At 71.3% G+C, this 12,732-nt stretch carries 13 protein-coding genes; 7 read left to right on the top strand and 6 right to left on the bottom strand.

The window, feature by feature from the left end:
* Positions 1 to 26 precede the first annotated feature (26 nt).
* Genes WMF43_RS50795 through WMF43_RS50785 form a run of 3 tightly spaced genes read right to left on the bottom strand, consistent with a single transcriptional unit; the run spans position 27 to position 2,915 of the window.
* Positions 27 to 905, bottom strand: a complete 879-nt coding sequence (locus WMF43_RS50795; RefSeq protein ID WP_437676347.1) for an ABC transporter permease — start codon at positions 903 to 905, stop codon at positions 27 to 29.
* Positions 906 to 918: 13 nt separating this feature from the next.
* The gene (locus WMF43_RS50790; protein ID WP_437676345.1) at positions 919 to 2,013 is read right to left on the bottom strand and encodes a polyamine ABC transporter substrate-binding protein; all 1,095 of its coding nucleotides are present in this window, start codon (positions 2,011 to 2,013) and stop codon (positions 919 to 921) included.
* A 56-nt stretch (positions 2,014 to 2,069) separates the two neighbouring features.
* Entirely contained in the window at positions 2,070 to 2,915 is an 846-nt protein-coding gene (locus tag WMF43_RS50785) for an ABC transporter permease (protein WP_437676343.1), read from the bottom strand.
* A 277-nt stretch (positions 2,916 to 3,192) separates the two neighbouring features.
* Here WMF43_RS50785 and WMF43_RS50780 point away from each other — a divergent pair, with 277 nt between their 5' ends.
* From WMF43_RS50780 to WMF43_RS50750, 7 genes are all read left to right on the top strand, one after another.
* Positions 3,193 to 3,642: a DUF2203 domain-containing protein gene (locus tag WMF43_RS50780; protein WP_437676341.1), complete on the top strand. Its 450-nt coding sequence runs from the start codon at positions 3,193 to 3,195 to the stop codon at positions 3,640 to 3,642.
* Positions 3,643 to 3,651: 9 nt separating this feature from the next.
* A complete protein-coding gene (gene folE, locus WMF43_RS50775) occupies positions 3,652 to 4,230 on the top strand; it encodes a GTP cyclohydrolase I (protein WP_437676339.1) in 579 nt (192 codons plus the stop codon).
* Positions 4,231 to 4,344: 114 nt separating this feature from the next.
* Positions 4,345 to 5,010, top strand: coding sequence for an LON peptidase substrate-binding domain-containing protein (locus WMF43_RS50770; protein ID WP_437676338.1), 666 nt, complete (start codon positions 4,345 to 4,347; stop codon positions 5,008 to 5,010).
* Positions 5,011 to 5,187: 177 nt separating this feature from the next.
* A complete protein-coding gene (locus WMF43_RS50765) occupies positions 5,188 to 6,213 on the top strand; it encodes a hypothetical protein (RefSeq protein ID WP_437676336.1) in 1,026 nt (341 codons plus the stop codon).
* Positions 6,214 to 6,355: 142 nt separating this feature from the next.
* A complete protein-coding gene (locus tag WMF43_RS50760; RefSeq protein ID WP_437676334.1) occupies positions 6,356 to 7,366 on the top strand; it encodes a zinc-dependent alcohol dehydrogenase family protein in 1,011 nt (336 codons plus the stop codon).
* Positions 7,367 to 7,431: 65 nt separating this feature from the next.
* Entirely contained in the window at positions 7,432 to 8,988 is a 1,557-nt protein-coding gene (gene xylB / locus WMF43_RS50755) for a xylulokinase (RefSeq protein WP_437676332.1), read from the top strand.
* Positions 8,989 to 9,199: 211 nt separating this feature from the next.
* The gene (locus tag WMF43_RS50750) at positions 9,200 to 10,111 is read left to right on the top strand and encodes a hypothetical protein (protein WP_437676331.1); all 912 of its coding nucleotides are present in this window, start codon (positions 9,200 to 9,202) and stop codon (positions 10,109 to 10,111) included.
* A gap of 92 nt (positions 10,112 to 10,203) precedes the next feature.
* Here the strand turns inward: WMF43_RS50750 and WMF43_RS50745 are convergent, their stop codons facing one another.
* Genes WMF43_RS50745 through WMF43_RS50735 form a run of 3 tightly spaced genes read right to left on the bottom strand, consistent with a single transcriptional unit; the run spans position 10,204 to position 12,679 of the window.
* A complete protein-coding gene (locus WMF43_RS50745; RefSeq protein ID WP_437676329.1) occupies positions 10,204 to 10,854 on the bottom strand; it encodes a hypothetical protein in 651 nt (216 codons plus the stop codon).
* A gap of 43 nt (positions 10,855 to 10,897) precedes the next feature.
* Complete coding sequence (locus WMF43_RS50740) at positions 10,898 to 11,707, bottom strand: metallophosphoesterase family protein (RefSeq protein ID WP_437676327.1); 810 nt, start codon at positions 11,705 to 11,707, stop codon at positions 10,898 to 10,900.
* Positions 11,708 to 11,713: 6 nt separating this feature from the next.
* Positions 11,714 to 12,679 (bottom strand): diacylglycerol/lipid kinase family protein, encoded by a 966-nt coding sequence (locus WMF43_RS50735; RefSeq protein WP_437676325.1) that lies wholly within the window; start codon positions 12,677 to 12,679, stop codon positions 11,714 to 11,716.
* Between the last annotated feature and the right edge of the window lie 53 nt (positions 12,680 to 12,732).

Genomic DNA, 12,732 nt, shown 5'->3' with positions numbered 1-12,732 from the left:
TTACCTCGCCGCGCGGGAGCGCCCCATCAGCGCTCCGGCTCCCGGCGCATGCCGAGCAGGAAGAGCAAAGAGAACATGAGCAGGAGCGTCATGCCGAGCGCGGAGCCGAACGGCCAGTTGCGCGCCTGGAGGAACTGGTTCTGGATCACGTTGCCGACCATCGGCACGCGCCCCCCGCCCATGAGATCGGTGATCGCGAACATCCCGAGCGCCGGGATGAACACGAGGAGCACGCCCGCCAGGATCCCCGGCCGGGTGAGCGGGACGATGACGTGGGAGAACGCGGCCACGGGCCCCGCGCCGAGGTCGAAGGCCGCCTCGACGAGGGCGTTGTCGAGCTTCTCGACGCTCCCGTAGATGGGCAGGATCATGAAGGGGAGATAGGAGTAGACGAGCCCGATGATCACCGCCGTCGGCGTGTACATGACGTCGAGCGGCGCCGAGAGGACCTGCAGATAGAGGAGCAGCGCGTTGAGCAGCCCCTCCGACTTCAGGATGGAGATCCACGCGTAGGTCCGGATGAGGAAGCTCGTCCAGAACGGCACCATGACCAGCATGAGCAGCTTGTTCCGCACGCCCTCCCGCGCCCGCCCGATGAAGTACGCCACCGGGTACCCCGCGACGAGGCAGATCGCCGTGGTGATGGCGGCGTACCGGACCGAGTTGAGCAGGATCTTGAGGTAGGTCGCGTCGAAGACGCGCGCGTAGTTCTCGAGCGAGAGCTCGAAGACCACCTGCCCGAGCTCGTCCCGCTGGCAGAAGCTGTAGACGAGCATGATCCCGGTGGGCGCCACGACGAAGGCGACGAGCCAGAGGAGGAGCGGCGCGAGGAGCAGCCACCCGCGGAGCCCCGGCCTCCGCTGGGGCCCCTTCAGCTCGACGACCTGCCCGGTGGCCGTGTTCATGAGGCCGCGCCGCTCACTCCGACGCCGCCTTGAGGTCCGTCACCAGCTTGTCGATGTCGGCCGCCGCCTTCCCGATGTCGTGGAAGGTCTCCATCTCCGTGAGGGGCGGGTAACTCGCCGGGTTCGCGAGCTGCTCCGGCGTGAGCAGCTTGCGCGCCTCCATGTTCGGGTTGGTGTACGGGAACTTGTCCGAGATGAGCTTGCTCACCTCCGGGCGGAGGATGTAATTCATGAACATCTCCGCGCCGATCTTGTTCTGCGCGTTGTCGGGGATCGCGAGGCTGTCGATGGCCTTGTGGGTCCCCTCGGCCGGCAGGATGAACTGGAACTTCTTCTTGTCCGTCTGGTGGAGGATGGCCGCCTCGCCGCTCCAGATGACGCCGATGTCGACGTCGCCGTTGAGGAGCGCCGTCTTCGGGCTGTCGGAGTCGAACACCTTCACGAGCTTGATCCACTCCGCGAGCGTCGGCTTGATCTTCGCGAGGGTCTCCGGCGTCACGTCGTCGGCCTTGTGGCCCATCGTGACCAGCACCCACGAGACGAGCTCCCGCGCGTCGTTCAGGGCCACGATGCGCCCCTTGTACTTCGGCTGGAACACGTCCTTGTAGCCCTTGATGGGCTCCTTCACCTTCTCGGTGTTGACGACGATCCCGACCGTCGAGGCCATCCAGGGGACCGAGTACTTGAGCTCCGCGTCGTGCGGCTGGCCCCTGAACACCGGCGCGATGTTCTTCAGGTTCGGGATGCGCGCGTGGTCGAGCTCCTTCAGCTTCTTCTGCTTCACGAGCGCCTCGACCGTGTACTCCGAGGGCTGGATGAGGTCGTACCGGGTGCCCCCGGCGAGGAGCTTCGACATCATCTCCTCGTTCGAGGCGAACGCCTCGTAGTTGACCTTGATGCCTGTCTCCTTCGTGAACCCATCGAGGACCTCCTGCGGGACGTACTCGGACCACGCGAGGAGGTTGAGCTCGCCGCCGGCCTTCGGCTCCGGCGCCGCGGCGCCGCCCGAGGGGGCCGCCGAGGGCGCAGGGTCGGCCTTCTTCCCGCAGCCGAGGAGGAGCACGGCGGTGACGTACAGCAGCAATAGGAGCGCGGAGTTGCGTTTCATTGGCCTCTTCCTTGGTGTACATGCGCCGGCGCAGGCCGCCCGCGCGTCGCTCGCCGTCACCCGTCGCGGGGGAGCCGCTTGCCCGCCCCCTTCAGCGACTCGGCGACCACCACGAGCATCGCCGTCGCGACGATGAACACGGTCGAGATCGTGTTCAGGATCGGGTTCAGGCCGAGCTTCGCCATGCCGAACACCTTGATCGGCAGCGTCTGGGACTTGGGCCCGGTGGTGAAATAGGTGACGATGAACTCGTCCATCGAGAGCGTGAACGACATCAGCGCGCCGGAGATGATGGCGGGCAGAAGATAAGGCACCATCACCAGGAAGAACGCCTTGAGCGGCGTCGCCCCGAGATCCATGGCGGCCTCCTCGAGCGACGGGTCGAGCCCCGCGAGGCGCGCCTGGACGGCGATGAGCACGAACGGGAAGCAGAAGGTGACGTGCGAGATGATGACCGTCGTGAACCCGAGCTCCAGATCAACCGTCTTGAAGAAGATGAGCAGGCTGATCCCCATGATGATCTCGGGGATGATCATGGGAATGAAGATCAACGTCGTGAGCGACCGGAGCGCGGGGAACTTGTAACGGTAGAGCAGCCAGGCGCCCGCCGTGCCGAGGGCGACCGAGAGCACCGTGGCGATCGAGGCGATGACCACGCTGTTGCTCATCGACTCGATGAGCGGCGACCGGCGCTCGTCGCCGAGGTGGGCGACGAGCTCGCCGAACAGCTGCCGGTACCACTGGAACGTCAGCCCCTCCCAGACCACGCCCAGCCTGGAGGTGTTGAACGAGTAGATGATGAGCAGCAGGATCGGCAGGTAGAGGTACACGAGCACGAGGCCGCACCAGCCGGAGAGGAGCAGATTCGACAGCCTGATGCCCGACATGGTTCGGAGTCGCATGCAGCGGCCTCGCAGTCCTACATGGTCACTGCGCGAGCTTATCGCTTACGGATCGACGTTTGCAACTCACCGGCGAGGGCGCCGGCGAGGACGCGGGCGGTGACGAGGGCGGCGGCGGGAGCGCGGCGACGCGCATGGGAACGGAGGGCGCGCCGCCCGCGCGCCCCCACGCGACCACGCGCGGGGAGCTCGCCCGAGAAGCCCTTGACACCGCCCGCTCCTCCGCTTACCGGCCCTGCATGAACGCGCCATCACGCCGCCTTGCAGGGGAGGTCCCGTGAGCGCTCCCCGCATCTGGACGATCGAGGAGGCGAACGCGCTCGTCCCGCGGCTCTCCGCGCTCATCGGCCGGCAGCTCGCCCTCGCGAGCGACATCGAGCGCTGCTGGCAGGAGCTCGTCGAGGCCGTGGAGAGCCCGGCGGCGAGGCCGGATCAGCTCATCGAGCTGGCGCGGAACGGCAGCGAGCAGGCGCGGGCGCGCGAGCGCGAGCTCTCGGAGAAGATCGCCGCGTACGAGTCGGGGTGGCGCGACGTGGAGGAGCTCGGCGTGGTCGTGAAGGACCAGCGCATCGGGCTCTGCGACTTCTACGGCCGCGTCGACGGCGCCCTCGTGTGGCTCTGCTGGCGCTACGGGGAGACGGCCGTCGAGCACTACCACGCGCTCAAGGAGGGCTACGCGGGGCGCAAGCCCCTCACCGCCGAGCGGCGCCGACAGCTGCTCAACTGACGAGGCCCCGTGATCGACCGGCAAAGAGCGGCCAAGGCCATCGAGGAGTTCCTCCGCGCCCTCGGGCGCGACATCGAGGGGGATCTCGCCGGCACCGGCGAGCGGGTCGCCGACGCGTGGGCGGACGACCTGATCGAGGGCGAGGCGATCGACGCCGCCGCGGTGCTCCGCGAGGGCGCCATGGAGACAGGCCCGTTCGATCGCGGCCTCGTCGTCGCCCGCGATCTCGCCGTGACCACGATGTGCCCGCACCACCTGCTGCCGGGCCACGGCACCGGCGTCATCGCCTACCTGCCGGGCGCGCGGGTCGCCGGCATCGGCACGCTCGCGCACGTGCTCGACGCGCTCGCCCGGCGGCTCACGCTGCAGGAGCGCATCGGCGGGCAGCTCGTCGAGCTGCTCGTCAGCGAGCTCGGCGCGCGCGGCGCGCTCTGCAAGCTCGCGCTGACCCACACCTGCCTGATCGCGCGCGGCGAGCGCAAGTCGGGCGCCCTCATCGAGACGGTCGCGGTCGCGGGGGTGTTCGCCGAGCCGGGCCCGGAGCGCGACCTCGCCTTCGCCGCCGCGCTCTCCGGCGGGCGTACCTGACCGCCGCCGCGCTCTCCGGCGGGAAGACCTGACCGCCGCTGCGGGCTCGCCGGACCCGCGCCGGAGCCGCGGAGCGCGCAGCCCGGCGCGCCCCCTGCGTGCTAGCCTGGGTCCGTGGAAACGACGCCTCCGCGACCGGGCGACCTCGCCGCCGCCCTGCCCGAGCTCCCGCTGTTCCCGCTGCCGCAGACGGTGCTCTTCCCCGGCGCCCTGCTGCCGCTCCACATCTTCGAGCCGCGCTACCGGGCCCTCGTCCGCGACGCCCTCGAGACGCACCGCATCCTCTCGGTCGTCCTCATCACGGACACCCGCGCGGTCGACGCGCACGGCCACCCCGCCATCGCCCCGGTGGCCGGCGCCGGCGAGATCATCGACCACGCCGAGCTGCCGGGGGGCCGCTACAACATCGTGCTGCGCGGCCGCGCCCGCGTCCGCCTGGCGGAGCGCCCGTTCGTGCCGCCGTACCGGACCGCGGCGGCGACCGTGCTCGAGGATGAGCCCGGCGAGGTCTCGGCGCAGGACCACGCGGCGCTCATCTCCACCGCGGCCTCGTTCGCCGCGCTCGTCCGCGAGCGGGACAACGCCTTCGAGCTCCGCCTGCCGCGCGACGCGGGCACCGCGCTCGTCGCGGACCTCTGCGCCCACCACCTGATCCTCGACGCGCGGGAGCGCCAGACCGTGCTGGAGACGCTCGACGTCGGCGTCCGGGTGCGCCGCGTCACCGAGGCGCTCGCGCTCCAGCAGCTCGCGCTCGCGTCCGCCTCGCGCGACGTCAACTAACGCCGCACGCCGTATAACGCCGCACGCCGTACGCCGCACGCGGCCGGCGCGATCCGCGCGGCCGGCGCGCGGAAGGGGCTGTCTGCGCGCTGGCCGCGCGCGGGCTACCTGAACGCGAGTCCAGACGCGGCGCGGGCGGGGTGCGGGCGCGCCAAGATCGGGTAGGCTGCGCCGCCTATGGCGACCTCTCGTTCATCGGAACCTTCGGCCCCCGTCATCGTCAAGCACCCGGGGTGTCCGCAATGGGGACTCGGATACCTGGTCGAGGAGCGCGACGAAAAGCGCTTCTACGATTTCGAAGACGGCCACAATCACTCCATCGCCAAGGCCTTCTGGTCGAAGCTCGAGCCGGTGCAGCTCGCCGACGACGAGGCGAGCGCGCTCGAGGCCAGGATCCGCGGCCTGCGCGATCGGCCGTCCGCCGCCGCGAAGAAGCAGCGCGTGCGCGTGGCCGCGCCGCCGGTCACGAGCTTCGACGAGCAGATCGCCACCTTCGAGGCGCAGTTCGAGGGCGGGTTCGGGGGCCCGCACTTCGTCGCCGACGAGCGCGGCTTCGCGGGGGGCGAGCCGACCGAGGGCGGGTCGAGCGGGTCGAGCGGGTCGAGGAACGGGGCGACGGCGAAGAAGAAGAGCAAGGCCTTCAAGCAGGGCGCCATCGAGACGGCGCGCGCGCTCCTCGCCAAGGGCGAGCTCGAGGCGCTGCTCGCGGCGGGCAACCTCGCCGACTTCATGGAGAGGATCGCGAAGGTCCACAAGGCGGCCACCGGCCTCCTGCACCCGCTCGGCGACCTCATCCCCTTCAACAAGATGCCCGCCGAGCACCACCGCGCCTACGCCGAGGCCGTCGTCGACCTGCTCTACGGGACCGGCGACTACGCCGCCCGCTTCGATCGGCTGGCCGGCGTGCTCGCCGCCGCCAAGGTCGTCACGTGGCCGCTCGCCACGATCCTGAGCGCGCTCGTGAACCCCGCCGAGCACGTCTTCGTGAAGCCCTCGTTCTTCGAGAAGCAGGCCGCCGTCCTGGGCTTCGACCTCGCCTACGATCGCGCGCCGAGCGCCGAGGGCTACGCCCGCATGCAGGCGCTCGCGCGCGAGCTCGAGCGGCGCCTCCGCGAGCGCGCCCTCGCCCCGCGCGATCTGATGGACGTCTACTCGTTCCTCTGGCGCACCATCTCCCCGCCCAAGGCGCCCGCCAAGTCGTAACGTCCCGCGTCAAGCCCCCTGCGCGGCGCCGCGCAGGGCGGCGCGCGGCGCAGCGGTCGGCGCGCGGCGCAGAGGTCGGCGCTCGACGCGCTCGACATCGAGCCACGGCCCGCTTATGCGACGCCTCAAGGGAGGTGACCGCATGAAGGCTGCTGTGCTCGAGGCCGTGAAGAAGATCGCCGTCCGCAACGACGTCGCGCCGCCGCAGATCGGCCCGCGCGACGTCCTCGTCCGCGCGAAGGCGTGCGGCATCTGCGGGACGGACGTGCACATCTGGGAGGGCGATTTCTTCCCGACGTTCCCGCTCATCCCCGGGCACGAGCTCGCCGGCGAGGTGGCCGCGGTGGGCGACGAGGTCGAGGGCCTGAAGCCGGGCGACCGGGTCATGGTCGATCCGACGGTGACCTGCGAGGAGTGCCACTTCTGCATGATCAACCGGCAGAACCACTGCCTGCGCTGGAACGCGGTGGGCGTGACCCGCGACGGCGGCTTCGCCGAGCTCGTGCGCGTCCCCGCGAAGAACTGTTATCGCTTCGAGAACGTCTCGTTCAGCGAGGCCGCGTTCTGCGAGCCGCTCGCCTGCGTCGTGTTCGGCCAGGACCGCGCGCGCATCGACATCGGCTCGGAGGTCCTCGTGCTCGGCGCCGGCCCGATCGGCCAGCTCCACCTCCAGGCGAGCCGGGCGAACGGCGCCGCCGCCGTCACCGTGGTCGACGTCGTCGAGTCGAAGCTCGCGCTCGCCCGCGAGCACGGCGCGACCGAGGTGGTCCTCGCCGACAACGCGCTCTCGGCGAAGCTCAAGAAGATCGCGCCCTACGGCTTCGACGTCGTGATCGACGCGACCGGCATCGCCCGGGTGCTCGGCGACTCGATCCAGTACGTCAAGAACGGCGGCCGGTACCTCGTCTTCGGCGTCTGCGGCCCGCACGACAAGGTCGAGGTCTCGCCGTTCGAGATCTACCGGCGCGATCTCGAGATCATCGGCAGCTTCGCGATCAGGAGGACGTACGACCGGGCATTCAAGCTGATGGAGCGCGGCGCGGTCGACGTGAAGAAGCTCCTCTCCGAGGCCATGCCGGTCGAGGAGCTGCCGCGCGGGCTCGAGATGATGAAGAAGGGCACCGCGCCCATGAAGCTCCAGGTGGTGTTCTAGAAGCTCGGGGGCCGCCGCTCGGCGGGACCGGCCCAGCTGGCTTTCTTCGAGAAAGGACGCTTTTCATGCCCATCGTGATCGGAATCGACGTCGGGACCAGCGGCCTCAAGGCCATCGCCATCGAGACGGAGCGCGGCGCCGCGGTCGCGTCCGCGCACCGCGAGTACCCCCTCTCCACGCCCCACGCCGGGTGGGCGGAGCAGGATCCCGAGGACTTCGCCGCGGCGGCGCTGAGCGCGCTCGGCGAGCTCGCGCGCGCGCTCGGCGCGCGCCGGGGCGAGGTGCGCGCCATCGGCCTCACCGGGCAGATGCACTCGGCGGTCCTGCTCGACGAGCAGCGGGCGGTCATCCGGCCGGCGATCCTGTGGTGCGACACGCGGACCACGGCCGAGTGCGAGGCGATCCGCGAGAACCAGAAGGTCGGCGACGCCGGCCTCGCGCGGCTCGTGGGCAACCGCGCGCTCGAGGGCTTCACGCTGCCGAAGCTCCTCTGGCTGCGGGCGCACGAGCCCGAGGCGTTCGCCCGCGTCCGGACGGTGCTGATGCCGAAGGATTTCGTGGGCTTGCGGCTCACGGGCGAGCTCGGGACCGACGACAGCGACGCGAGCGGCACGCTGGCGTTCTCGCCGGGCACGCGCGATTTCAGCGCCGAGCTCCTCGACGCGGTCGGCGTCCCGCGCGCGATCTTCCCGAGGTCCGCGGCCTCGAACGCGCCGCTCGGGAAGCTCACCGCCGAGGTCGCCGCCGCGACGGGGCTGCCCGAGGGCGCGCTCGTCGTGCGGGGCGCCGCGGACAACGCGGCGGGCGCGGTGGGGCTCGGCATCGTGCGCCGCGGCCGGGCGATGGCCTCGGTCGGCACGAGCGGCGTGATCCTCGCGCACACCGACACCTGGATCGTCGAGCCCGAGATGCGGCTCCACAGCTTCTGTCACGCGGTCCCCGGCCGCTTCTACCTGATGGGCGTGATGCTCGCCGCCGGCGGCGCGCTCCGCTGGTACCGCGACGTCCTCGGCGACGGCGAGCGCATGGCCGCCGAGCTCCGCAAGGTCGATCCCTACGAGATCATCGCCGACACGGCGTCGACGTCGCGCCCCGGCGCCGGCGGCGTGGTCTTCCTGCCCTACCTGATGGGCGAGCGCACGCCGCACAACGACGCCGCGGCCCGCGGCGCGTTCGTCGGCCTGAGCGCCCGCACGACGAAGGCGGACGTGTCGCGCGCCGTGCTCGAGGGCATCACCTTCGGCCTGGCCGACTCGCTCGCGCTGATGCGCGGCGTGGGGCAGGCGAACGGCGCCGAGGCGGTCTCCATCGACGAGATCCGCCTGACCGGCGGCGGCGCGCGCAGCGCGTTCTGGCGCCAGCTGATGGCCGACGTGTTCGAGGCGCCGGTGGCGATCACCACCTCGACGGAGGGCCCGGCCTACGGCGCGGCGCTGCTCGCCGCGGCGGGCGCGGGGCTGTTCTCGTCGGTGGAGGAGGCGGCGGACGCGTTCGTGCACGTCGTCTCCCGCGTCGCGCCGGACCCGGTGCGGTCGGCGCGTTACCGGGAGATCCACGCGGTGTACCAGGGGCTGTACAGCGACCTGCGCGGGCGCTTCCGGGAGCTCGGCAAGCTCGCCTGAAGGAGGCGATCGCGCTCCTGCACAGGGCCGTCGACCCGCACGATCGACGGCTGCTCTAGGTTCCTCATCCGCAGCGCGACGTAGGCGTGGCGGCGCCCCTGGTCGCCCGCTGCGCAGGCGTCTGCCCAGGGTTGCGCCGGACGCACCACGGGGTGCGCAGGAGGGCCGACTCGGCGAGCTCCGCGGCGCGAACGGCGCGTATTCTTGGCGCATGAACGTCATGGGTTGTCTTGGACTTGTAGGTCTCGGGGTCTGCGCTGCGCTGTCCGGGTGCAGCCCGCTGGTGCGCGATTTCGACGAGGGAACGGGGGGCTCGGGGGGAGAGGACACGGGCGGGGCGCCGGAATGCGTCGACGACGAGGACTGCGTCGTGCGCGGCGACCCGTGCCACGTCGCCGTGTGCGACGCGGGCGCGTGCGGGCGACGCGCGTTGCCGGCGGGCACCGTCCCGGCGGCCCAGGTCGAAGGCGACTGCCTGGAGGTCGTCTGCGAGGAAGGAGGAGCGCGGCACGAGGCGCCCGACGACGGCGACGTGCCCGACGACGGAGAGGTCTGCACCGCGGACGCATGCGACGCGGGGCGCCCGGTGCACACGCCTCGACCGGGCGAGCCTTGCGGGTCGAGCGCCGGAGGCGCCGTGTGCAACGAGCTCGGCATGTGCGCCGGGTGCGCGTCCGACGCGGACTGCGACGGCACGCGCTGCACGGACGGCATCTGCCAGCCCCCGACCTGCTCCGACGCGATCCAGAACGGCACGGAGGCGGGCGTCGATTGCGGGGGCGCGTGCCCGCCGTGCGATCTGCCCGACCTCGTGGTCCGCGACATCACGCGGAGCAGCCCCTACTACTACGTCGAGTTCTGCAACGTCGGCTCCGCCGGCGGCGCGGACACCTTCACGGTGCTGCTCACCAACCTGAGCACGGGCGAGTCGTTCGAGTCGAACCCGCTCTACCCGTTCGCCATACCGCCGCCGGGCGCCTGTGAGGTGACCGGCGGCCTGACGTGCGGGCTCATCGGCGACGCGCGCTGCGATCTTCACATCCCGGTGTTGGCCAGGGTGGATCCGCAGGCGGTCGTCGCCGAAGCGAGCGAGGGAAACAACGAGAGGAAGGTCGAGTTCTGAGGGACGACGCCCGCGGCGAGGTGAGGGGATCCTCGGCGCGCGGGCTCGATGACGACCGCGCCGGCGGCGCCCGCCTCGCCTGCTCGGATCACCTACCGCCGCGAGGACTGAAGCGCCCGCCCCGCCGGCGGCGGGCGGTCGGCCGCAGGTTCCTCGCTCGCCTCCCGCACGGCGGCCGCCTGCTCCCCGGCGCCTGCCGGGGCGGCAGCGCTTCGCTTCCGCGGGCGCTTCGGGAAGAGGGGCAGCTGCTGCTCGAGCACCTGGCTCCGCCAGGCGAGCAACGTCTGCGCGCGCCGGCGCGCCGTCTCCTTCCCGAGACCGGCGGTCAGGCGGAAGATGCGCCGCGCGAGCGCCACGACGGTGGGCGGCGCCGGGTCGAAGAGATCGGGCGCGATCTGCTTCACGACGTCGCACTCGAAGATCGCGCGCCGGAGGAGCGCGCGCTCGTCGGCTGTGCCGGGCGGCGTGGCGAGCAGCGCGCGGCCGGCCGGCGTGATCGAGGCGCCGTCGTCGTCGAGCCAGCCGAGGACGCCGGCGGCGGCGAGCGCGTAGCCGACGTGGCGGAGCGAGATGCCTGTCTGCTCCGCGATCCGCTCTCGCGTGTCCGCCCCTCCCGCCAGCGCCTCGAGCGCGCGCCGCACGTTCGCGAGGCTGTCGGCCTGGGGGATCTCGGCGCTGCGCAGCAGGCGGGTCGGCGGCATCGGCGGCGGGGGACCCCGGCCCCGGCCGGGAGACGACACCATAACGCACCGGCAGCGCCTCTGACGAGCCCGGAGACCCCGACGCCTACGCCGCCCGCACCCAGCCGCGCGTCGTCTCCTCGAACTGCTCGGTCCCCGCGATGCCGAAGAGGCTGCCCTCCGGCTGCCAGAAGTTCCGCTCGATCCGGATCATCTTCCCGTCGATCCGGATCACGTTGAACGCGTTCTGCTCCCCGCGGCCGCGCGTGGAGGTCGCGGTCCCGGCCTGGATGATCAGGGACGAGTGGCCGCCGACGTCGAAGCGCTCCGCCGAGTGGCCGGTGTGGCTGAGGTGCAGGTGCCCCGACAGGATGACGTCGACGCCGCAGCCCGCGATGGCCACCATCGCCTGCCGCGCGCGCCCGACGACCCCGTGCGGCGAGTTCTCCGGCAGATCGAACGGGTGATGGGTGACGACGATCTTCGTGACCTCGGGCGCGAGGCCGCACATCCTCGCCTTGATCTCGGCGATCTGACGCGCGTTGATGCGCCCCTCCTTGATCGTGAGCGAGCGCGCGGTGTTGATGCCCAGGACGGCGATCTCCTCGTCGGCATGGAAGGGGGAGAGATCCTCCGTGATGTGCTTCCGGTACCTGTCCAGCGCGCGGAAGAACCGGTCAAACAGGTTGTAGAGCGGGACATCGTGGTTCCCGGGCACCACGATCTGGGGCGAGGGCAGCTCGTCCAGGAACTTGCGCGCCTCGATGAACTCGGCGCTGCGCGCCCGCTGCGTCAGGTCGCCCGAGATCACGATCACGTCGGGGCCTATCGCCTTGATCCTGTCGATCAGCGGCTGGAGGATCGCCTTGTCGACGCGGCCGAAGTGCAGATCCGACAGGTGCACGAGGGTGCGCATGGTGAATCATCCTCCGAGCGCGGCGCGCTGGTCGGGCGGGTCCTCCCGCCGGGCCAAGCCCGCGCTGATGTCCGACGAGGGGGGCACGATCACGCGGAGCGCCGAGGGCCTCGTGCGGTAACGGAGCGGCGGGGAGAGCTTGAGGACCTCCCCGTCCGCGGCCACGTGGAGGCGGCGGTGGGGCGCCTCCACGAGGAGCTCTCTCGTGCGCAAGATGCTGAAATCGCTCGCCTTTTGGAGGCGGCCGGCGACGGCGCTGGCGAGCAGCTTGATCATCGAGAGGCGGCTCTCCGCGTGCGCGACGCACACGCCGAGCTCGCCCGAGCCGAGCGGGCCTTGCCTCGCGAGATCGAGATCGCCGAGCTTGAAGTCGTTGTTGGCGATGAACACGAACGGCGTGTTCAGGTGGATCTCCTGCTCGTCCAGCACGAGCCGGAGGCGGATGGGCTCCTGGCGCCGGATCCCGCCGAGCGTCGCCAGGCCGAAGGCGAGCCACTTGTTCATCCCGCTGCGCTTCCGCAGCGCCTCCCGGTCGCGCACGATGGTCGGGTAGATGCCCAGCGTGGAGTTGTTCACGAAGACCCGGCCGTTGACCTCGCCGACGTCGATCTGGACCCGCCGCCCCTCGACGAGGGTGCGCACCGCGCCCTCTAGGGTCAGCGGGACGCCGAGGTACTTCGCGAAATGGTTCACGGTCCCGAGCGGCAGGACGCCCATCGTCTTCTCGGTGCCGACGATCGCGGCGGCGACCGTGTTCATCGTCCCGTCGCCGCCGCCGGCCACGAGCAGGTCGTAGGGCCCCCGCGCCGCGCGGCGGGCGAGCTCCCCCATGTGCTGGCCGCGCTCGGCGCAGAGGATGTCCGCGGCGAGGCCGCTCCCCTGGAGGAGCTCCGCGAGCCGCGCGCGGTGGCTCGCCGCGCGGTTCGAGCGGGAGGAACAGTTCAGGAGGACGGCTGCAGTTCGAGGTGTCAACGTCGGGACTCCAGCGGAATCAGGGAATCAGATGGATAGAAAGAGAGGCTCCT

Source organism: Sorangium sp. So ce131 (genome assembly GCF_051519095.1).
Taxonomy (GTDB): Bacteria; Myxococcota_A; Polyangia; order Polyangiales; family Polyangiaceae; genus Sorangium.
This window is presented reverse-complemented; position numbering and strand designations above follow the sequence as displayed.